The sequence below is a fragment of the Streptomyces sp. AC558_RSS880 genome, assembly GCF_019049255.1.
Lineage (GTDB): Bacteria > Actinomycetota > Actinomycetes > Streptomycetales > Streptomycetaceae > Streptomyces.
The window spans coordinates 12,742-34,815 of record NZ_JAGMUJ010000150.1 but is presented as its reverse complement, the minus strand read 5'-3'; the positions used below and the strand labels follow the sequence as shown (position 1 = coordinate 34,815).

Annotated in this window: 9 protein-coding genes; 4 read left to right on the top strand and 5 right to left on the bottom strand. The window is 73.1% G+C overall.

What is annotated here, in order from left to right; translation table 11 throughout:
• Positions 1–7 precede the first annotated feature (7 nt).
• From KUM38_RS33260 to KUM38_RS33250, 3 genes are read right to left on the bottom strand one after another with little or no spacing between them, the layout of a single operon-like run.
• Positions 8–1,015, bottom strand: a complete 1,008-nt coding sequence (locus KUM38_RS33260; protein WP_217135061.1) for a 3-oxoacyl-ACP synthase — start codon at positions 1,013–1,015, stop codon at positions 8–10.
• Between the two features lies 1 nt (position 1,016).
• Positions 1,017–7,955, bottom strand: coding sequence for a non-ribosomal peptide synthetase (locus KUM38_RS33255; RefSeq protein WP_217135059.1), 6,939 nt, complete (start codon positions 7,953–7,955; stop codon positions 1,017–1,019).
• Positions 7,952–16,099 (bottom strand): non-ribosomal peptide synthetase, encoded by an 8,148-nt coding sequence (locus KUM38_RS33250; protein ID WP_217135058.1) that lies wholly within the window; start codon positions 16,097–16,099, stop codon positions 7,952–7,954. The genes KUM38_RS33255 and KUM38_RS33250 overlap by 4 nt, the downstream gene beginning before the upstream one ends.
• 87 nt (positions 16,100–16,186) lie before the next feature.
• Here KUM38_RS33250 and KUM38_RS33245 point away from each other — a divergent pair, with 87 nt between their 5' ends.
• The 4 genes from KUM38_RS33245 to KUM38_RS33230 all read left to right on the top strand — a co-directional run bounded on the left by KUM38_RS33245 (position 16,187) and on the right by KUM38_RS33230 (position 19,494).
• The gene (locus KUM38_RS33245) at positions 16,187–16,480 is read left to right on the top strand and encodes a hypothetical protein (RefSeq protein ID WP_217135056.1); all 294 of its coding nucleotides are present in this window, start codon (positions 16,187–16,189) and stop codon (positions 16,478–16,480) included.
• Positions 16,481–16,538: 58 nt separating this feature from the next.
• Positions 16,539–16,850 carry a hypothetical protein gene (locus KUM38_RS33240; RefSeq protein ID WP_217135054.1) on the top strand — a complete coding sequence of 104 codons (312 nt, stop codon included), beginning with the start codon at positions 16,539–16,541 and terminating at the stop codon, positions 16,848–16,850.
• 392 nt (positions 16,851–17,242) lie between these two features.
• Positions 17,243–17,449, top strand: a complete 207-nt coding sequence (locus KUM38_RS33235) for an MbtH family protein (protein WP_254398146.1) — start codon at positions 17,243–17,245, stop codon at positions 17,447–17,449.
• 92 nt (positions 17,450–17,541) lie between these two features.
• Positions 17,542–19,494 carry an AarF/ABC1/UbiB kinase family protein gene (locus tag KUM38_RS33230; RefSeq protein ID WP_217135052.1) on the top strand — a complete coding sequence of 651 codons (1,953 nt, stop codon included), beginning with the start codon at positions 17,542–17,544 and terminating at the stop codon, positions 19,492–19,494.
• A 94-nt stretch (positions 19,495–19,588) separates the two neighbouring features.
• Here KUM38_RS33230 and KUM38_RS33225 read toward each other — a convergent pair whose 3' ends face one another.
• Both KUM38_RS33225 and KUM38_RS43400 read right to left on the bottom strand, forming a co-directional pair.
• Positions 19,589–20,797: a cytochrome P450 gene (locus KUM38_RS33225; protein ID WP_254398145.1), complete on the bottom strand. Its 1,209-nt coding sequence runs from the start codon at positions 20,795–20,797 to the stop codon at positions 19,589–19,591.
• A gap of 44 nt (positions 20,798–20,841) precedes the next feature.
• A complete protein-coding gene (locus KUM38_RS43400) occupies positions 20,842–21,798 on the bottom strand; it encodes a hypothetical protein (protein WP_308409120.1) in 957 nt (318 codons plus the stop codon).
• Positions 21,799–22,074: the final 276 nt, after the last annotated feature.

Here is a 22,074-nt window from a genome sequence, read left to right as displayed (position 1 = left end):
CCTTGGGCTACAGGTGGTGCGTACGGTCTTCGGCGTGACCGGTCTCGATGAGGAGCAGGCTCCAGGCGGCCACCGGGCTCACGTTGATGAGGACGGTGCGGGCGGCGTCGGGAAGCTGGCCCCGGTCGAGAGCCGTGTAGAGATTGAGCAGGACGTCGTTGGGCCCCAGATGGCCGTAGCCGTCGAGATTGTCGCGGCAGGCGGGCAGCAACCGGATGCCGAGCGCGTCCTCGGTGAAGGCGAAGCCGCCGGCGGACAGGTTCTGGCAGGCGTACCCGTCGATGTCGTCGCGGCTCAGGCCGGCGCGGTGCAGCAGGCCGGTGAGCATGGTGCGCAGCCGGTGGCGGGTCTCCAGGGCGAGTTGGAAGGAGTAGGCCGCCGTGTCCCGGCACTCCTCGCGCCACTCGGCCACCGGGCGGTCGCGGAAGGGCACACGGAACAGGTCCCAGTGGGCGCCGTTGGTCTCCTGGGCGATGTCGAGGACGCGCACCGGGCCGGTGCGGCCGAGCAGCAGGGCCTGGCCGCTGTCCCCGTTCACGGTGACCGGGTGCCGGTAACGGGCGGGCGTGGCGGGTTTGTTGCCGTGCACCACCAGGACGTGCTCCAGGTGCGGGTCGGCGGCGAGCAGGCCGCGGGCGGTGAGCAGCGCCGGGGTGACGGAGACGCATCCCAGACCGCCGACGGAGAACACGGTCGCCTTCCGGGCGCCGAGCAGGTCCTGCAGCCGGGTCGCCTCCGAGGCCATGAGTGAATCCGGGGCCCGGGATTCGACCACCACGAGGGCCTGCAGGTCGGCGGGGTCCAGGCCGACCTCGGCGAGGACCTGACGGGCGGCCGCGAGCGCCAGCCCGTCCGCGCCGAGGGTGTCGTCGGCGGTGACCGTCTCGATGCCCAGCGACCGGCAGGTGTGCCGCTCGTGGGGATCCAGCGCGGCCAGCTCGGGCAGGTCGGCCACGGCGATGCGGTGGCTGGGCAGGTACCAGGAAGCGGCGCGGACGGCGAGCGGGGCGGCCATGTCAGTCCTCTCCGGCGAGCTCGGCGAAGGCCTCGACGAGAAGATCGGCCAGTTCATCGAGGCGACGGTCGTCGAGACGCGCGTCGTGGGCGACGATGATGTGCAACTCCCCGTCGGTCACTTGGGTGACGATCGCGAGCGGCAGGTAGGACAGGAGCGCGTTCTGCGGCAGAGCGAGCGGCTCTCCGATGTGCGCCGGTCCGGACGACGCGTTGAGGGTGTGATGGCCGGTCGCGTTGTGTTCGACCAGGATCTCCGGCTCCGGCAGGGCGCGCAGCGCGCGGGTGGCGGGGCTGTCGGGGCTCAGATGGCGCAGGACGCCGTAGCCCACACCGTCGTTGGGCACCGCGCGCAGGACTTCGGCGACCCGGGGCAGCGCCTCATCGGCGCGTTGCCCGGTGGCGGCGGGCAGGACGAGAGGGAAGGCGCTGGTGAACCAGCCCAGTGAGTTGGCGCGGTTCTCGGGCCGGTACGCGTGGGGCGAGCCTTCGCTCACGGTCAGCACGTAGGCGTCCGGCGCGCCGCGCCAGCGGCTGACGGCGCAGCCCACGGCCGCCAGGGCGGCTTCGCGTCCGGGTGTTCCGGAGGCGGACAGCACCCGGGCCACCCGGTCCACCGGCACCCGCCGCCGCAGTACGGCCGTCCCGGTGCAGGGGGACGCGGGCCGGGAGGACAGGGCGACGCGGGCGCGTCCGGCGTCCAGGACGTCGCGCCAGTAGACGACTTCGCCGGACAGTTCGTCGGACCGGGCGATGCGCGACAGATGTTCGGCCCAGGCGCGCCAGGCGCGCCGTGAGGCGGCCGGCACGTCCGGCAGCGCGCCGGGCCGGGGGTCACGCAGGGCGGCGTTGAGATCCTCCAGGAGCGAGACGACGGAGATCTGGTCGAAGGCGAAGTGGTGGATGGCCAGCAGCAGGACGCCGGGGCGGTCCGGGCCGCGGTGGTAGTAGCGGCCGCGCAGCATGGGCCCGCGCACGGGGTCGACGCCGGCGACCACGTCGGGGGCGTCGCCGGCCACGAAAGCGGTCAGGCCGTCGTCGTCCAGGTGCGGCACCGCCCGTGTGTCGAGCAGGTCGGCGTGCTCGCCGTCCGCGCATTCCAGGCGGTGGCCGAGCGCGTTGCCCCTGAGCCGGTAGCGCAGCGGTTCATGGAGAGCGACGAGCCGGTCCAGGGCGGCCCGGACCGTTTCGGCGGGGACGCCCGGGTCGATGCGCAGGGTCTCGGCGACGACGAAGTCACGAGCCTGATCGGGGGCCCGTTCCAGCAGCGCGTGCATGATCGGGATGAGCGGGACCGGCCCGCGGGGCGGTCCGGACCCGGCGGGTCCGGCAGCGGCGTAGGTGGGCAGGACGCGCTCGGCGAGGTCGCTCAGGGTGGGGTGTTGCAGGACGTCGTGGGGGGTCAGGGCCAGTCCGGCGCGTTCGGCGCGGGCGGCGACGGCGATGGAGAGCACCGAGTCGCCGCCGATGTCGAAGAAGTTGTCCTCGGGCCGCACCGGACGGTGCCCCAGCAGTCCTTCCCAGATCCCGGCGAGCACGCGCTGTGCCGTTTCCCTGTCGACCGCGGGAGCGGGCCGGGTGGACGGGTCGGTCACGATGGTGTTCCCGTCGTCGTGGAGCGTGGCGGCGCCGGCCGCCGGAGGCAGCAGCGCGGCACGGTCGTACTTGCCGTTGGGGGTCTGCGGCAGACGGTCGTGCGTGGTCAGCAGGTCGGGGACCAGGTGACCGGGCAGGCGCTGCTCCAGCCATGCCCTGAGGTCCGCCGGTGCGGGCGCGTCCTCGCCGGCGATGTGCGCGCTCAGTCGGTTCCCGGTGGCGGTCGGCTCGGCCAGGACGGCCGCCTCGGTGACCGCGGGGTGTTCCAGGAGGACGCGCTCCACCTCGGCGGGTTCCACCCGGCGGCCGCGTATCTCGACCTGCCGGTCGTTGCGGCCGTGGAACTCCAGCACCCCGTCCGCGGTCAGGCGTACCAGGTCGCCGGTGCGGTACATGCGGGCGCCCGCCTCCCCGGCGTGGGGATCGGCCACGAAGCGGGCGGCGGTGGCCGCGGGGAGGCCGTGGTAGCCGCGGGCGACACCGGCCCCGCCGAGGTACAGCTCGCCCGTCCGCCCCACCGGGCAGGGCCGGAGACCCGGATCGAGCACGTAGGCGTGGGTGCCGGGGATCGGGCCGCCGATGTCGGGCAGCGCGGGGCCCGTCGAGGGAACGACCTCGCCGCAGGTGGAGACGACGGTGCATTCGGTGGGCCCGTACATGTTGGCCAGCCGCCAGCGGGCGGGCCGGCCGGGGCGGACGCGCAGCCGGTCGCCACCGGCCGCCAGCGCCCGCAGGGCGAGGTTCCCGGGGTGCTCGTCGTGCTGGAGGACGAGTTCGGCCAGCGCGGTCGGCAGGCAGGCGACGGTGATGCGGTCGTCGGCGAAGCGGCGCAGCAGTGCCGCGGGGGTCTGCAGGGTGTCGTGGACGATGTGCAGGGTGGCGCCGTGCCTGAGGGTGCCGAGGATCTCCATGACCGCGCCGTCGAATCCGGCGGCGAAGCACTGGGCGACCCGGTCGCCCGGCTCGAGGCGGGCCCAGTCGCCGAACCAGTCCAGCAGGCTGTCCAGGGAGCCGTGGCTGATCGCGCATCCGTGCGGGCGGCCGGTGGAACCCGAGGTGAAGCAGACGTAGGCGAGGCTCTGCGGGTGCGGCCCCGGGTCGGGCACGGGTGCGGCGGAGCTCCCGTCGTCCGGGCACAGGGTCAGCACCGTGCGCCCCTCGGTGCGGGACGGCGTCAGGGAGGCCGTGGTGACGAGGACGCGGCAGCCGAGTTCGTCGAGGATCTCCTCGATGCGGCCGGCCGGGGCCGCCGGGTCGAGGGGCACGAACGCGGCTCCGCTCCTCAGAACGCCGAGCCAGCCCGTCACCAGCTCCACACCACGCGGCGCGAGGACCGCGACGGGCTCCTGCGGGCCGACCCCGGCGGCGGTCAGGCGGGCGGCGAGCCGGTCGGTGAGCCGGTCGAGTTCGGCGTAGTCGCAGACGCGGTCGCCGTCGACGACGGCCGGCTGGTGCGGCCGGCGGGCGGCGAACGCGCGGAGCGCCCGCGTCGCCGGCGGACCGGCGGGCCGCGCGGCAGGCGTGGTCAGGATGCTCGGCGGGGTCTGCGCGGTGTCGTGCGCCAGGTCGGCCAGCCTGCGGTCCGGTTCGCTCAGCACGGCACCGACGAGTGTCACGAACCGGGAGAGCAGAGCGTGCATGGTGCGGGAGTCGAAGAGGTCGACGGCGTACTCGAGATAACCGCTCATCGGTCCGTCGACGTTGTCGTAGACGCCGAGGGTCAGGTCGGCCTTGGCCGTGCCGGGCGCGACCCCGGCGAGGTCCTTCTCGGACACCAACGTCAGCCCCGGCAGGGCGCGCGGGCGGGACGCGGCGTTCTGGTGGGTGTACATGACGGTGTACAGGGGGTGCCGGGAGGGATCACGCTGCGGCTTCAGATCAGCGACGATCTTCCCGAAGGGAATCTCCTCGTGGTCGAGGACGCCGGTCACGGTCCGGGCGCTGCGCCGCACCAGCTCGCGGAAGCCACAGGTGGGATCGACCGGCGTGCGGAAGGGCAGCACGTTGTTGAAGTAGCCGATCAGCGGATGTGTCGCGGGGTTGAAGCGGCCGCTGGTGGCGGCACCCACCACCACGTCCTGCCAGCCGGCCCAGTGGTGGAGCAGGGCGTTGACCGCGGCCAGCATGGTCACGAAGGTGCTGACGCCTTCTTCCTGGCTGAACCGCCGTACCCGGGCGGCGTGCTCCGCGGGCAGGGTGAACTCGATCAGGGCTCCCGCGTGCGACTCCACGGCCGGGCGGGGCCGGTCAAGCGGCAGCTCCGCGGGCCTGACGCCGGCCAGTTCCGCACGCCAGAACCGCAGGCCCGCACGGAGACGCTCGTCCCGGAGCCAGTCGTGCTGCCACGCCGCGAAGTCACCGAAGCCGAGGGGAAGCCGGGGCAGCTGCGGGGCCCGGCCCTCGCGGCGAGCGGCGTAGCTCTCCTCCAGTTCGTCGAAGAAGATGTCCCAGGAGGCGCCGTCCCACACGATGTGGTGCCAGGTCAGCAGCAGAACGTGCTCGTCGTCGGCGACAGTGATGAGGGTGGCGCGCATCAGCGGCCCGGTGGCCAGGTCGAAGGGCGCGAGGGCCTCCTCGGCCCGCAGCCGCGCCACCTCGGCCTCGCGCAGGTCCTCGGACACTTCCCGCAGGTCGACCTGGTGGAGCGGTGGGACGGGCGCGTCGAACACGACGTGGGGACGCCCGTCCTCGTCGGGTATCCGGGTCCGCAGTACCTGCTGGTGGGTGACCACGTCGGCGAGGGCGGCGCGCAGCGCGGGCACGTCCAGAGGGCCCCGGTAGCGCAGCACACCGGGAATGTTGTAGAGCGGGCCGGGGGACGAGACGCGGTCCAGGAACCACAGCTGTTCCTGGTTGTACGAGAGCGGGACCCGGCTTCCGGCCGCCAGCGGGGGGATCTCCCAGTCGGCGCGTTCCCCGCCGCCGGCGCGCCGTTCCTCGATGACGGCCGCCAGTTGCCGCACGGTGCGGTGCCGGTACAGGTCGGCGAAGGTGACGCGGACCCGGAAGTGGGCCTCGATCCGGCGGATGACCGTGATACCGCCGATCGAGTTGCCGCCGAGCGCGAAGTAGTCCGAGTCCGGGCCGACGGCGGGTTCGTTCAGCACACGCGACCACAGCTCGGCCACCGTGCGCTCGGTGTCGTCGTCCGTCGGCGCCGGACGGGTCTCGGGAGGCGGCCCCGCCGCACCGCGCCGGGTGGGCTGGGGGCCGTACCAGCAGGGGGTCTCCTCGAACGGGTAGGTGGGTACCTCGACACGAGCCAGGTCGGTGTGTGCGTAGGCGCGGTTCCAGTCGATGGCGGCACCCAGTCCGTACAGCTGGGCCAAGGCCTCCAGGACACCGCGGCGTCCCTGGTCCGCGGGCAGGGACACGATCGGGAGGCCGGGCCCGAGGCCGCGCATGCGCCGGGAGAGCACCCCGTCGCCTCCCACCTCGACCAGGAGGGCACCGCTTCGGACGAAGTCGCGGACGGCGCGGCCCAGACCTTCGTCGTCGACGGCGTCGGTGAGGTCCCCGTCCGCCGCGCTCTCCAGCGCCTCGGCCAGCGACATGCGCCCGCGGGCGACGTGCACGGCGAGATTGCCCGGCCCGCTGCCGACGAGCCGGCCGGTGTCGAGGCCGAGAGCCTCGAGGATCCGGCGGAGGACGTGCTGGCGGCGCAGCAGCCGGGCGGCAGCCGTCTCCCCGGCGGCGGGGGCGCCGTCGGCCACGTCCAGCTCGGCGCACAGCCGCAGCCAGGCCGCGTCGTCGACGCCGGCGACGGAGCTGTCGCCGGAGAACAGCAGCACCACGGGCGGCGCCGTGGGCGGCACCGGCTCCTCGGGCGGCACGGCCGCGGCGAGCGTCTCGGACAGTTCGCCGGTGCTGCGAGCGACCACCGCGAGGCGGTGACGGTGGTCGTCCCGGCCTCGGTTGAGGGCATGGGCCACCTCGGCCAGATGGTGCTCGGTGGTCGCGGCGAAGGCGCTCAGCCGTCGCGTGTAGCGCGCCAGCGCGGCGGGGCTCGCGGCGGAGACGGTGACGAGTTCGGCGGGGGTCGCCGCGGGCGCGGGGCGGGCCGGCCGCGGCGCTTCCTCCACCATCACGTGCACATTGGTGCCGGTCAGCCCGAAGGAGCTGACCCCGGCGCGGCGCGGCTGCCCGGCCCCGCGGCTCCGCCAGGGGCGCGGCACGTCATTGACCCGGACCGCGCCGCCGTCCCGCATCGCGGTGTGCGGGGTGGTGAAGTGGGCGGTCGGGTACAGCGTGTGGTGGCGCAGCCCGGCCAGCACCTTCAACAGTCCCGCGACACCGGAGGCGTGGTCGAGGTGTCCGACGTTGCCCTTGACCCCGCCGATCCAGTACGGCTCCCGGGCGTTCGCGCCGTCCAGGACGCGTTGCAGGCCGGCGATCTCCACCATGTCGCCCAGAGGCGTTCCGGAACCGTGTCCCTCGAAGTAGCCGGCGCTGGTGAGGGGCACGCCCGCGTCCTGCCAGGCGGCGGTGATCGTGTCGGCCTGACCGTCCTGGCTGGGGGCGCTCATGCTGGTGGCGCGGTAGCCGTTGTGGCTGATGGCGACACCGCGCAGCACGGCGTGGATGTGGTCGCCGTCCGTCAGGGCCTGGGCCAGCGGCTTGAGCAGCACCACGCCGCCGCCTTCACCGCCGACGGAGCCGTCGGCCGCCGTGTCGAAGGGGCGGCACAGACCTGTCGGGGACATGATGCCGGGCAACTCGTCGACGCTCTCGCGCGGGTGCAGCACCGTGTGCAGGCTCACCCCGCCGGCCAGGGCCAGATCCGTCTCGCCCCTGCGCAGTTCGCGTACGGCCATGGCCACGGCCGCCAGGCCGCTGCTGCACGCGGTGTCGACGGTCAGGACGGGACCGTGCAGACCGAGGAGGTAGGCGACGCGGGCAGGGGTCGCCGACGGGATGGTGCCGAGGATCTGCTGCGGGTCCGGCTCGGTGAACAGACTCGCGTAGCGGGAGTGGGGAGCGCTGAGCATCACCGCCGTACGGGAGCCCTTGAGCGCGCCCGGTGCGTAGCCGGCGTTCTCGATGGCCCGGTGGGACAGCTGAAGGGCGATGCGCTGCTGCGGGTCCATGAATTCCGCTTCACGCCGCGAGAGTCCGAAGTAGGCGTGGTCGAACTGGTCGATGCGGTGCAGGTAGGCGCAGGGGGCGTAGGCGGCGTCGGGGTCGCCTCCCGCGTGGCGGACGCGGTCGGTGGCCGGCGGCCGTACGCTGACGCGGCCGGCGCCGAGGTTGTCGTGCAGTGCGGACAGGTGTTCCGCTTCGGGCAGCGTGAACGCCACCCCGATGATCGCGATGGCGTGCTGAGCCGGGTCGCTTCCCTGCGTCACAGTTCCCAGTCCTCCGTCTGCTCGTGGTCTGCCGCGACCGGTCCGCCCACCGCGGTGGAGGTGCGGGGGCGATCACGCTCTTCCACCAGGCGGGCCATGGCCTCGATGGTGGAGTTCTCGAAGAGGGCGGCCAGCGGAATCTCGGGCCGGCCTGCGGCCTGCAGGCGGGCGGCCAGTTCGAGAAGGGTCAGTGAGGTGCCTCCGGCCTCGAAGAACTTCTCGTGGACGTCGATGACGTCACGGCCCAGAAGTTCGGTCCAGAGCCGGGCGACATGGCGTTCCACGTCGTTGCGCGGGCCCTGGACCGAGGCGTCCCGGACGGCCGGGACGGCGTGCAGCGCACGCCGGTCGGTCTTGCCGTTGGGCGTCAGGGGCAGTCGGTCGTGCACGACGAAGACCGAGGGCACCAGGTGGCCGGGCAGCCGTCGCACGAGGCCGGCGCGCACGTCGGCGACGGTGCCGTCCTCGCCGAGCACCACGTGCGCTGTCAGGCGCCGCCGGTGCCGGGCGCCGTGGGCGGTGACGGCGGCCTGCCTCACCGCCGGATCCGCGGTCAGGGCGGCCTCGATCTCGCCGGGCTCCACCCGGAAGCCGCGGACCTTGACCTGGTCGTCGCTGCGACCGATGAAGTGCAAGGTGCCGTCGGCCTGTTGGCGCACCCGGTCGCCGGTGCGGTACATCCGGCTGCCCGGAGGCCCGTAGGGGCAGGCCACGAACCGTTCCGAGGTCAGCGCGCCCCGGCCCCGGTAGCCGCGGGCCAGCGCCGGACCGGCGAGGTGGAGATCGCCGACCGCGCCGAACGGCACGGGGCGGAGCCCGGAGTCCAGCACGTACACCGCCGTACCGGGGACCGGAGCGCCCAGGGGCGGCTCACCGTGGGCCGGCAGCGGCCCGGTCAGGGTGGCGCACACGGTGTTCTCGGTGGGGCCGTAGGCGTTGTGCACCGGGCGTTCGGCTGCCAGGGATCCGGCCAGGTCGGCGGGCAGCCGTTCACCGGCGGCGATCACCGTCGTGCCGGTGGGCACGTCGGCGGCGGAGAGCAGGGAGAGGACCGCGGGCGGCAGCGTGACATGGGTGATGCGCTGCCGGGCGAGGGTGCCGGCGAGCGGCCGGCCGGATCTCAGGTCCTCCGGCTCGACCAGGACGAGGGTGGCGCCGGTCAGCAGCGCCATGCCGAACTCCCACAGGGACGCGTCGAAGCCGGGAGGGGCGAATTGCAGCACGCGGCCGCCGGGGCCCGCCCCGGTGCCGCGCACGGCGGCGAGCAGCCCGGTGACTCCGCGGTGCGAGACGTCGACCCCCTTGGGGCGCCCGGTGGACCCGGAGGTGTAGATGGTGTACGCGAGGTGGTCGGGCCGTCCGGGCACCCCGGGCGCGGTGGCCGGCAGGCCGGCGAGCGCGTGGTCCAGGCCGTCCAGGGCAAGGGCGCGGACGGCGGCCGGCTTCCAGGAGGCACCGGCCTCGTCGGCGGTGAGGAGCAGGGCCGCACCCGAGTCGGTGGTCATCCACGCCAACCGGTCGGCGGGATGGGCGGGGTCGAGCGGCAGATAGGCGGCGCCGGCCTTGAGCACGGCCAGCAGAGCGACGATCTGATCGACGCCGCGCGGCAGGGCCACCGCGACGAGGACCTCGGGGCCGGCCCCGTGCCCGGTCAGCAGATGCGCCAGCCGGTTGGCCCGCTCGTCGAGTTGCCGGTACGTCAGGACGGTGCCGTCGGAGTGGCTGAGGGCGGGGGCGCCGGGGGTGAGGAGGGCCTGCCGGGCGTACAGCCGGTGCAGACACGCGGGCGCCGGGGCCGGGACCGCGGCACCGCTCACCTGGCGCACGGCGCGGTGGTGCTGGTCCGGCCGCAGGGCGCTCAGGTCGGCCACCGGCCGGTGCGCCACTTCCGCCATGCCCTCCAGCAGGGTGCGCAACTGCGCGGCGAGCTCCGCGGCCTCCTCCGCTTCGTACCGGAGGGTGTCGTGACTCAGCCGGAGGACGAGTTCGCCGGAGGCGTGGACGACCAGGGACAGCGGATAGTGCGTGGTGTTGGCGATGTCGAGGTCCGACACGCCGATGCCCGTGGCCTGTGCGACGCCCGGGTCGAAGGGGACGTTCTCGAAGGCGACCGCGGTGTCGAACAGGACGGTGCCCTGCTCGAGTCCGCTCACCGCGAGTTGGTCGGACAGCGGGAAGGTGTCGAACCGGCGGGCCTCGACCTGCTCCGCCTGGAGACGGCGCAGCCACTGCACGAGCGGGGCTGCTTCGTCGACGCGGACGCGTACCGGCAGTGTGTTGATGAGCAGCCCGATGACGGAGTCCGCCCCGGTGAAGTCGGCGTCACGGGTCGATACGGTGGCGCCGAACAGCACGTCGTCGCGGCCCGCGTGCCGTGCCAGCAGCAGAGCCCAGGCGGCCTGCACCAGGGTGTTGACGGTCAGCCGGTTGTCGCGCGCGAAGGTGCGCAGCCGGTCGAAACCGTTCCCGGAGAGCGTGATCACCTGCTCGGCGGATGCGCCCGGCCGGTGGTACGGCCCGCTCACCCGCCCGTACGGCAGAGGGGTGGGGCTGTCGAACCCGGCGAGGACGCGGGCCCAATGGGCGCGTGCCCCACCGCGGTCGCGGCGGTTCAGCCACGCCCCGTACTCCTGGAAGGTCCTGCGGGCGGGCAGCCGCGGCGTGCGGCCGTCGACGAGCGCGGCGTAGGCGGTCAGAACGTCGGTGAGGACCTGCGCCATGCTCCAGCCGTCGAGGAAGAGGTGGTGGAAGGTCCACACGACGACGACCTCGTCGTCGGCGGCGTGGGCGAGGGCGAGGCGCATCGGGACCGTCGCGCGCGGGTCCGGCGCGTTCGCGCGTTCCGCGTCGACGAGTGCCCGCAGGGCGTCCCGGTGCGGGGCGGCGTCGGCTCCGCGCCAGTCGTGGTGGCCGACCGGCAGGGTGAAAGCGGGGTGCACGACGTGCGCCGGCGGTCTGCCGCCGCCCCAGCGCACGCTGCTGCGCAGCGCGGGCACCCGGTCCACGACGCATTGCCAGGCCCGGGCCAGCGTCCGTGGGGCGCGCACGCCGGTGAGCGTGAAGACGGCGCGGCGCAGGTAGACGTCGTGTCCGCCGGCGGCGTGTCCGGCCAGGGAGTGGTACAGCAGCCCGGTCTGCAGAGGCGTCAGCGGGTGGGCGACGGGTATGCCGGAGCCGGCCGCGGCCGGTGCGGCGGCCGTCCCGGAGACGGGGAGCGCCTCATGCCCCGAGGGCGTGCCGACGTCGGTCACCACCTCGGCCAGGGACCGGATGGTGGGCCGCTGGAACACGTCCTTCGGAGTCAGGACGAGGCCTGCCGCCCGGGCCGCGGTGACCAGCAGCATGCTCGTGACGGAGTCCCCGCCGAGCTGGAAGAAGTCGTCGTCGATGCCGATCCGCTCGCTGCCGAGGACCCGGCTCCACACGTCCACGAGGGTCCGCTGCACGCCGGTGGTGGGTGCCGCGTGCACCGTCTCCGCCGGCGCGGGGGGCGGCAGGGCCTTGCGGTCGGCCTTTCCGCTGCTGTTCAGGGGCAGCCCGGCCAGCGGCACGAAGGCCGTGGGCACCATGGCCGCGGGCATGGACCGGACGAGGTGGGCGCGCAGCTCCGAGGCCGGGGGGAGTTCGTGTCCGGGCTCGGGCACGAGGTAGCCGACCAGCCGCTGCCGTCCCCGGTGGTCCGGCCGGACGGTCACCAGCGCCTCGGCGACGTCCGGATGCGCGAGGAGTTCCGACTCGACCTCGCCGGTTTCGACGCGGTGGCCGTGGATCTTCACCTGGTCGTCGGTGCGGCCGAGGAAGACCAGCTCGCCGTCGGCGGTCCAGCGGACGAGGTCGCCGGTGCGGTACATGCGGCTGCCGGGCGGGCCGAACGGGTCCGCGGTGAAGCGCGCGGCGGTCTCCCCGGCCCTGTCGTGGTACCCCCGCGCCAGAACGGGGCCCGCCAGGTACAGCTCGCCGGGTGCGCCGATCGGCGCGGGACGCAGCCACCGGTCCAGTGCGTAGTGGCGTACGCCGGCCACCGGGGCGCCGATGGGGACACGACCCGTCCGGGCGGGCAGGGTGCCGCGCGGCACGGTGTGCAGGGTGGAATAGACCGTGGCCTCGGTGGGGCCGTACAGATTGGCGAACGGGTGCACGGCCGCCCAGGCTTCGGCCAGGGGGACGGGGCACTCCTCCCCGCCGACGCAGACCAGGTCCAGCGCGGGCAGCCCGGCCGGGTCCAGGGTGCCCAGGATCGAGGGCGTCAGCAGGAACAGTGTGATCCGGTCCTGCCGGATGCGATCGGCCAGAGCCTGGGGGTCGTCGCGTTCGCCGGGCAGGCTGAAGCACACCGCCGCGCCCGTCAGCAGCGGCATGAGCATCTGCCACAGGCCCGCGTCGAAGGCGGGCGAGAGGTGCTGGAGCATCCGGCTGCCCGGGCCGAGGCCGATGCTGCGCCGGCTGTCGGCGGCGAGGTGGGTGAGACCGTCGTGCTGCACCTGGACACCCTTGGGGCGCCCGGCCGAGCCGGAGGTGTACACGAGGTACGCGAGATTCGTGGGCCGCACGCCGGTGTGGGGGGCGGTGCCGGGCCGGCGCGCGAGGCGAGTGCGTTCCGCCTCCCCGTCGAGGCACATGACGGGCACGTCGCCGACGGGCAGCGAGCGTTGTGCCTCGTACGTCGTCACCAGCAGCCGCGGAGCGGCGTCGGCGAGTGTCGCGGCCAGCCTGTCACGCGGGTGCCCGAGGTCCAGCGGCAGGACCGCGCCGCCCGCTTTGAGCACCGCGAGGGCGGCGACGGCGAGGTCCGCTCCGCGTTCCAGGCCGAGCGCCACCACGACATCGGGGCCCACGCCCCGCGCGGTCAGGTCGTGGGCCAGGCGGTTGGCCCGGACGTCGAGTTCGGCGTAGGTCAGGCGTCGTTCACCGTGCTTGACCGCCAGTGCCTCGGGCCGCGCGCGCACCTGCCGCCCGAAGAGGTCGTGGGCGCAGGTGGCCTCGGCCACCGCGGGGACGGCGGTGTTCCACGCGTCGAGCAGGGCCTCGTCGGCCTCGGGCAGCGAGGGGAACCGGCGCAGCGGCCGGTCGGGAGCGCGCACGACCTCGGCCGGCAGATCGGCCAGCGCGGTGGCGAGGCGGGCGATGAACCGTGCGTCGAACAGGTCCGCGCGGTAGCGGAGGTCGACGCGCAGCCCTCCGTCGCTCTCACGGAAGCGGACGTCGAGGTCGAAGGCGGTGGTGACCGTGGGCGCGTCGGCCGTGGTGACGGTCAGGCCCGTGAACCCGGTGACGCGGGAACGGGCGCTTTCCATGCTCACCATCACGTCGACGAAGGGGGTGCGGCTGGGGCGGCGCGACGGCGCGAGCTCCTCCACCAGCCGGTCGAAGGGCAGGGCGGCGTGAGCGAGGGCGCCCGTCAGGGTGTCCGCGACCGAGCCGACCAGGTCGGTGAACGTCGCGTCCTCGGTCACGGTCGAGCGCAGTACGAGGGTGTTGACGAAGAGGCCGACGACGTCCTCGTACGCCACCTCGTCGCGGCACGAGACGGGTACGCCGACGAGGACGTCCTGGCGGCCCGTGCAGCGGGAGAGCACGACGTCGCAGGCGGCGAGCAGGGTCGCGAACAGTGTCGTGCCGTTGTGCCGGGCCAGTCGGCGCAGTGCCTCGGTGGTGCGGGCGTCGACGGTGCGGCGCTCCAGCAGGGCGGGGGCGTGGCTCGTGTCGCCCCGGGGGCGGTCCGTGGGCAGCTCCAGTGGGGCCGCCTCATCCAGTTGCCCGCGCCAGTAGGGCAGTTGATCGGCGGCGAGCCCTGACTCCACGCGACGGCGCTGCTGTGCGGCGTAGTCGGTGTAGCGAACGGTGGGTGCGGGCAGGCGGTCCGGCTCGCCGGTGACGGCCGAGGTGTAGGAGGCACCCAGTTCCTCCGTGAGCACCTCGAACGTCCGCTCGTCGCTGATGATGTGGTGGAGCGTCAGGACGAGAAGGTGCTCGGTGCCGCTGAGGCGGATCAAGCGGGAGCGGAGCAGCGGGCCGGTCTCCAGGTCGAACGGCTCGGTCATGTCCGCCCGCCACAGCCGGTCGGCTTCCGCGTCGCACTCGGCCCGGGGGAGCGCCGAGAGGTCGGTGTGCGCGAGAGGGACCGGGGCGGGCGGGCGGACGACCGGGACACAGCCGCCGGCCACCGTGGCGAACGTGGTGCGCAGCCCCTCGTGGCGTGCGGCGAGCCGGTTCAGCGCCCGCGCGAGGGCATCGGTGTCCAGGGCCCCGGTCAGGCGGAGGCCGCCGCTGACGTGGTGGGAGGGGCCGCGTTCGAAGCGGTCCAGGAACCACAGGCGCTGCTGGGCGTAGGACGACACCGGGCCGGCGTCGTGCTCTGCCGACGGGTCGGGGCGGACGGGCGTGATGCCGTCCGAGGTGCCGACCGCCGCGGCGAGAGCCGCGACGCTCCGGTGCCGGTACAGGGCACTCGCCGGGAGGTCGGCCGACAGCGTCTCCCTCACCCGTGCCACGACACGCATGGCGAGGAGCGAGTCGCCCCCGAGCGTGCCGAAGAAGTCGTCGTCGACGCCGACCCGGTCGAGTCCCAGGGTTTCGGCGAAGACAGCGGCGAGGCCGGCCTCGACCGGGGTGCGCGGAGCCCGGTGGACGGCACCGCGGAACTCCGGTTCGGGCAGCCTGGCGCTGTCGAGCTTGCCGTTGGGGGTCAGGGGGAGTGCGTCCAGGACGGTGAAGGCCGCGGGGACCATGTGGTCGGGCAGGTGCCGTACGGCATGGTCGCGCAGCTCGGGGAGGGACGGGACCGCCGCCGGACGGGCTGCGACGACGTAGGCCACCAGCCGTCTTCCCGCACCGGGGGTTTCGTGGGCCGTGACGACGGAGTGGGTGACGCCGGGGTGGGTCTCCAGGACGGCCTCGACATCACGGGGCTCGACACGGAATCCGCGGATCTTCACCTGGGCGTCGGTGCGGCCCCGGAAGACCAGCTGCCCGTCCTCGTTCCGGACCACGAGGTCACCGGTGCGGTACATGCGCGCGCCCGGCTCGGTGGCGAACGGGCAGGCCACGAACCGCACGCTGGTCAGGTCCGGGCGGCCCGCGTAGCCTCGGGCGATCGCCGGGCCGGACACGTACAGCTCCCCGGTCTCCCCGGGACCGACGGGCTCCAGGGCACCGTCGAGGACGTGCAGGCCCGCGTCGGTGACGGCCGTGCCGATCGGCGGTGCGGTTCCGTCGCCCGGCAGCGGGTCGCTGATGGTGACGCAGACGGTGGTCTCGGTGAGACCGTACGCGTTGATCAGGCGCCGTCCGCTCGACCAGGTGGCGGCGAGTTCCGGCGAGGCCGCGTCCCCGGCGACCACCAGGGTCCGTACGCCCTCCAGCGCTCCGGCCGGAAGAGCGGCCAGTACGGGAGGCGGCAGCGTCATATGGGTCACGCCGTACCGGGCGGCCGTCTCCGCGAGCCGTGCGCCGGCCTCGAGCCGCTCCTTGTCCGCGAGCACCAGGGTCGCTCCCGTCAGCAGGCTCATGACCAGTTCCCAGACGGACGCGTCGAAGCCGGGCGAGGCGAACTGCAGGACCCGGCTCCCCGGGCCCAGGTCCAGGTGCTTGTGCTGGGAGGCGAGCAGGGAGGCGAGGCCCGCGTGGCTGACGACGACGCCCTTGGGACGGCCGGTCGATCCGGACGTGTAGATCACGTACGCGGCGTTCGCCGCGCGCGGTGCCCCGACTCGTCCGGTGACCGGTGTCGCGTCCCGCGCGCCCACCGCGGCGGTGAACGCCTTCTCGTCCAGCCGTACGACATCGGCGGGCAGTTCGGGCAGCTCGGCCGCGGTCGCCCCGTCGGCCAGCACCAGGCCGGCCGCGGAGTCGACGACCATGAAAGCGAGGCGCTCCGCAGGGTGGGCGGAGTCCATCGGCAGAAAGGCCCCGCCCGCCTTGAGCACCGCGAGGACCGCCACCGGCCACGCGGGGGAGCGCCGCAGCGCCAGCCCCACCACGGACTCCGGGCCGACCCCGCGCCCGACCAGCTCGTGTGCCAGCTGGTCGGCCCGCGCGTCGAGTTCGCGGTACGTCAGTCCCGTGGTGCCGTGCATCACCGCGAGCGCGTCCGGCGTCGCGGCGACCTGCCGCCGGAACAGCTCGGAAAACGTCCCTGTCGACACCAATCGCCTCCGCACGACTCGGCTCCCGGGCAACGGTCCATCGTCGAGGCCCGCTGGTTGCAGCAGTGATTTCGACTTGTTGACAACATGACGCGGCTTTTGGATCCGGCGCCGGTCGCACACGAACTGCGGCAGGGTGAACGGCGATCGGGATCCGGAAAAGAGAAAGCAGATGAAGAAATTAACCAGTTGGCGACACTGGCACGGGTGTACAAGTCCGTCAAGTGGTCCGCCAAGTTCCTGTGCCTGACCTGTCGCCGGAACAGTTCTTATTCCCGGATGGCATCTTCATGCAAGGCGGCGGTATTGCGGGCCGACCGGTTCGGGCCTGATTTCAAAACCCTTGATGCAGGGTTGAATGCCGGTCGCCGCGTTCATTGAATGAGGTTTTCGGGATGTCCGGCTGTGCGGATGTCCCGCCTATCAGGAGGGAGAAGGCATGAGGAAGCTGGCTTCGGCGATCGGTGCCGGACTGTCCGGGCTCGTGCTGCTCGGTGCCATGCAGGGCAGCGCGCAGGCGGCGCCCCAGTCCGTGCCGGCCTGCGTGGAGGGCGAGGCGACGTACCTGGTCTCGATCTTCGTGAGCATCACCAACAACTGCAGCTCCACCCAGCAGGTGAAGGTCGAGTACACCAAGGGCGGGGTGACGGTGATTCCCGACCGGTGCCACACGGTCGCGCCGGGACAGACGGTCTCGACCAGCGCCCCCATCTATGTCGCCGACCGCTATGTGGGGCTCGTTCCCTGCTGAGTCGCGCCCCGTACGCGACGGCCCGGAACCGGACGACCGGTTCCGGGCCCGTCCGCCTCCGTCCACGTCCCGGTCCGGGCACGGACCTCGAGGCCGCGTGCGGCCCCGCGGAGCACCGTGCCGTGGGCGGGGCGGCTGGCAGCTTTATGCAACCGACCTTGTCGGTGACGACTCCCGTCTCGTAGAAATACTCCGACCGAGTTCGCCATTGCGGCCGGAAATGATCAGGGTGACGAGGGGGCTGAATGATCCGGTACGGGCACCGGTCACCGAGACCGGGAAACCGACCGGGACGGGCGTAGCCGGCTCTGCCGCGGCGGTCCGGGCCGCCCGGGCCGCCGCCCCTCCACCGACGTAACCACTGCTACGACCCGCAGGGAAGGTACCGCATCATGAGCAACCCGTTCGAGGACGACAGCGCGCAGTACTACGTCCTGGTCAATGACGAGCTGCAGCACTCCCTCTGGCCGGCCTTCGCCGAGGTCCCGGCCGGCTGGACCACCGTGTTCGGTCAGGACACCCGCAAGGCGTGCCTCGACTACGTGGAGGCCAACTGGACCGACATGCGCCCCAAGAGCCTCATCGAGGCCATGGGATAACCGTCCTGCCGCCTCGCGAAGCCCGGAGCCGTTCCCGGCTCCGGGCTCTCTTTCCGTTTCCTGACAGCTCCCTACTTCATTGAGGGATGTACATGATCGTGGGAATCGCTGTCCTCGTGGCGGCCAGTTTCGCGTTCTTCCTCGTGGTCTTCCCGGTGATAGCGCGCAGGCTGCTCGGAATCCAGGTGGGCATCACCAGGACCGTTCTGACGGGGGGCGTGGCGACCGGGGGGATCTCTCTGGCCAGCACCCTCATCCGTACCCCGGAGCGCCAAGGGCTGCTGATGGGCGTGCAGATGGGCATCGCGCTGATGCTGGCCATGGTGTTCCTGGTCGTGTCCGAGATGGTCGTGCCCAGCGCGTCCGGTGCCGGCCGGCTCCGCACGATCCGCTCCCGCATCGCCAGGATCCGCCGCTACTCACAGATCAGCGGTATCGCGGTGCGGCACGGCCTGAGCCCGTACCTGCGCGGCCGGGGCGATCGATCGGGAAAGGGGAAGGCGCCGGGCAGCGCCCGTCTCGCCAAACCACTGCGACGGGCGCTGGAAGAGGGCGGGCCGACCTTCGTCAAGCTCGGACAGGTGCTGTCGACCCGGCACGACCTGCTGTCGCCGGAGTTCATCGCGGAACTGAGCCGGCTGCAGTACCAGGTGCGTCCGGAGTGCCCCGAGCGCATCGCGGCACAGTTGCACGAGGAGTTCGGCAGGCCTCCGGAGGACGTCTTCGCCCACTTCGAGCACGAGCCCCTCGCCGCGGCGTCCATCGCGCAGGTCCACCTGGCCCGGCTGCACTCCGGTGAGAACGTCGTGGTCAAGGTGCAGCGCCCCGGAGTGCGCGCGGGCATCGAGCGGGACCTGGACATCATCTGCCGCATGGCGCGCATGCTCGACCGGCGCGCCCGTTGGGCCCGTGACCTCGGAGTCGTCGAACTGGCCGAAGGATTCGCCGGGTCCGTACGGGAAGAGCTCGACTTCCGCGTGGAGGCACGCAACCTGGCCACCGTCCGGGCCGCCTGGGCACAGCGCGACGCCGGCCCCTCCGTGATCATCCCGGGCGCGGTCGACGACCTGAGCGGCGAACTCGTCCTGGTCCTGGAACAGTTGCCCGGCCTGCCCATCGGCGCGGGCGGCACCGAGCTCGCCGGGTCCGAGGAGGAACGCGCTGACCTGGCACGCTCCTTGCTCGGCAGCCTGCTGACGCAGGTCCTGGTCGACGGCACGTTCCACGCCGACCCGCACCCCGGCAACATCCTGCTGCTGGACGACGGACGGATAGGACTGATCGACTTCGGCTCCGTCGGCCGCCTCGACGGTCAGGTACGGTCCGCGCTGCGGCGCTTCCTCATGGCGGTGCACCACGCGGACTCGGCGGCCCTGCGGGACGCGTTGCTGGACCTGATCACCCGGCCGGAGGAGATCGACGAGCAGGGGCTGGAGCGTGCCCTGGGCCGGTTCATGGCACGCCACTTCAGCACCGGTTCCGCCCCGGACGTCAAGGTGTTCGTCGATCTCTTCCGGCTGGTCTCCGCGCACGGTCTCGGCATTCCGCCCGAGGTCGCCGCGGTGTTCCGCGCGCTGGCGACGCTGGAGGGGACACTGACCCGGCTGTCGCCGGGCTTCGACATCGTGGCGGAGTCCCGGGCCTGGGCGTCCGACGACCGGGGCGGCGCACGGGCGGGCGGCTTCGCCTCCGTCGGCGCTCCGCTGGAGAGCGAGCTGTACTCCGCCCTGTCCGCGCTGCGGCGCCTGCCGCGCAGGCTCGACCGGGTCACCAGCGCCCTGGAGGAGGGCCGGCTGTCGGTCAACGTCCGGGTGCTCGCGGACAGCCGCGACCGCCGTTACCTCCGTGTGCTGGTCCACGAGATCCTGCTCACCGTCCTCGCGGGCACCGCCGGGCTGATGGCGGTGATCCTGATGCACGCCACGGGCGGCCCCATGGTCACCGAGTCGATCCGTCTCTTCGAGGTCATCGGCTACCACCTGCTCGTCTTCAGCGGTGTGCTGTGCCTGCGGATGCTGTACGTCATCTTCCGGGCCCAGCGCTGAGCCGCACCGCACGGGCCGGGAACGGTCCCGCCCCCGGCCGGGAACACCGGCCGGGGGCGGGAACCCCTCGGTGAGGGCGCGTCCGCGGCGCCTTTCACCACACCACGGGCAGCGACTCCCACGGGCGTACGACCATGCTCTGCGTGTGGCGGAGAGCGGACGGAGCCACGGCCAACCGGGCGTCGGGGAACCGCTCGAAGAAGCGACGCACCGCCACCTCCGTCATCAGCTTCGCCAGGTGTGCCCCCGAGCAGTAGTGGATGCCGTGGCCGAAGCTGAGGTGGGCGGGCTTGGGCCGCTTGAGGTCCAGCTCGTCCGGCCGCTCCGGGAAGGGGCACCGGTCACGGTTGGTCGAGATCACGGAAATGATCACGACCTCGTCGGCCGGAATGGTCACACCGCCGATCTCCACCGGTTCCAGGGTGACGCGCTGCAGTGTGTTGGTGATGGGGCTGACATAGCGGATCAGCTCGTCCATCTCCGCCACCCAGCGGCCGGGCACGGCCAGCAGCTCGGCCCGTTCCTCGGGGTGGGTGAGGAGGGCGTGGAGCACCCCGCCCAGGAGGCTGGCCGTCGTGTCGTTGCCCCCGGTCATCAGCGCGAAGCTGGTGGAGAGGATCTCCGTACCGGTCAGCCTGCGGTCCGGGGCGGCGTGGATGAGAGCCGAGATCAGGTCGTCGCCGGGCTCGCGCTCCTTCTCGGCGATGAGCGCCGACATGTAGGAGGAGAGTTCCTTGACGGTGCCGTCCGCCGCGGGATCGGTCGCCTGCACCGCGCGCAGCTGCGTCGACCAGCGCAGGAAGTCGGGCCAGGCCGCGGCCGGCACACCCATCAGCGTGGCGATGACGATCACCGGCAGCGGATCGGCGTACGCGGCGATGAGATCGGCGCCCCCGGCTCCGGCCATCTGGTCGAGCAGCTCGTCCGCGACGGTCTCGATCTGCGGCCGCAGCGCGTCCGCCCGCCGGGGGGTGAACGCCGAACTGATCGCCTTGCGCAGCGGGGTGTGCCGCGGCGGTTCGAGATTCGCCAGGTGGTTGGCGTGCTCCGGGGGCGGCGTCAGGGTGGTGCCGGTCAGCCGGGAGACCAGGTCGAAGTGCACGTTGATGTCCCGGCTGAGCCGCGGATCCGACAGGGCCGCCTTGGCGTCCTCGTGCCGGGTCACCACCCAGGCGCGGCCGCCGTCGGGGAGCGACAGCTCACAGACCGGCTGTTCCTCGCGGACCCGCTCCAGCACCGGATACGGGTTCTGGGTGAAGTCGTCGGTGAGCATCCAGTACTTGGAAATCTTCCGCTGTTCCATCGTGTTCTCTCCCCGCATCCGGGCATCGGCCGTCGACGCGGCACTCAAGAGGGGCGCAGATGGTCACCGGGCCGGAAGGCCATCACCATCTGTCCTACGGACATCACCGGACCCGCGCAGGTCCGGCTTTCGCCTTCGAAGATCACCGAATCGCCGAGCGACCGGGTGAGCGTGACGCGGTGCTCGATCAGGTCGCCGGGGAGCACCGGGCGGTGGAAGACCGCGTTCGACACCGAACCGAAGAGCATCACCTGACCGCGGGCCTGCGGGGCCGCCGCCGACGCGAGCAGCCCCGCCGACTGGCCCCAGGACTCGACCAGCAGGGACTCCGGATAGGCGAGATCCTGGCCGGGGGCGAGCCCCGCGTACCAGGGCTCGTTGTGCGTGATCGCCTTGACCGCGGTGATCCGCTCACCGGGCCGCAGTGCCGTGATGCGGTCGACCAGAAGCATCGGGTACCGGTGCGGCAGCAGGCTCGTCACCTCGGGCAGTCCGGCCTCCGCCCGGTCGGGCACGGGTACGGCGTCCGCGAGCGGGGCCGGTGCTTCGGGTTCCGTGCCCGCGCTGCGGTACCGCAGGCGCATCGACGCGGCGTCGCCCCGCGCGGTGACGGCGGTGGCGGACACCTGCCAGCCGCCGTCCCTGCGGCGCCACTTGAGGTGGAAGTCGAGGACATCGCCCGGGAACGCGGGGCCGGTGAACCGGGCGGAGTGCACCGCCGACAGTTCGACCGGCTCCGGTGCCGTGGCCAGCGCGCCGCGGTGCGCGCACTCCACCACGCACACACCGGGAAAGATCGGGAAGTCCGGGTAGTGACCGGCGAACACCGGCTCGTCCGGCGAGACCACGACCCGCACCGCGGCGCTTCCGTCGTCGCCGCGCGGGGAGACGACGACCGGGGCGGCCGAGACCGGACCGATACCGGGCGCCGCGACCCGGGCGCCCGCCCGGCCCGCGGCCTCCTGGACCGGCGCTGCCGGCGGCATCGACGGCTCGCTCATGACGCCGCCGGCCACAGCACGCGGGGACCCCCGTGGCGACCGGCCGCCGGCCGGTCCCCGTCGACGGCGGAGCGGCCGGCGTGGCCGTTGCTCCGCACGTCCGTCGTGCGGGCCGTCGTGGATCCGGGAGTACTGATACCGGCATGGGGCACCACGCCGCATCCGGAGAGCACCACGCGGTGCCGTTCCGGCGTATTGCCGGGAAGCGCTGGAGACATGTCCGTCCTTCGGTCTGATCGCCTCGGCGGGAGGGGATTTCGGTGCGACACCACCCGG

What these genes read in the sequence shown, in the direction of transcription:
- KUM38_RS33245 (WP_217135056.1), top strand. Translation starts at nt 16,187, where the DNA reads ATGACGCGGCTTTTGGATCCGGCGCCGGTCGCACACGAACTGCGGCAG.
- KUM38_RS33230 (WP_217135052.1), top strand. Translation starts at nt 17,542, where the DNA reads ATGATCGTGGGAATCGCTGTCCTCGTGGCGGCCAGTTTCGCGTTCTTC.
- KUM38_RS33240 (WP_217135054.1), top strand. Translation starts at nt 16,539, where the DNA reads ATGAGGAAGCTGGCTTCGGCGATCGGTGCCGGACTGTCCGGGCTCGTG.
- KUM38_RS33235 (WP_254398146.1), top strand. Translation starts at nt 17,243, where the DNA reads ATGAGCAACCCGTTCGAGGACGACAGCGCGCAGTACTACGTCCTGGTC.
- KUM38_RS33225 (WP_254398145.1), bottom strand. Translation starts at nt 20,797, where the DNA reads ATGGAACAGCGGAAGATTTCCAAGTACTGGATGCTCACCGACGACTTC.
- KUM38_RS43400 (WP_308409120.1), bottom strand. Translation starts at nt 21,798, where the DNA reads ATGAGCGAGCCGTCGATGCCGCCGGCAGCGCCGGTCCAGGAGGCCGCG.
- KUM38_RS33260 (WP_217135061.1), bottom strand. Translation starts at nt 1,015, where the DNA reads ATGGCCGCCCCGCTCGCCGTCCGCGCCGCTTCCTGGTACCTGCCCAGC.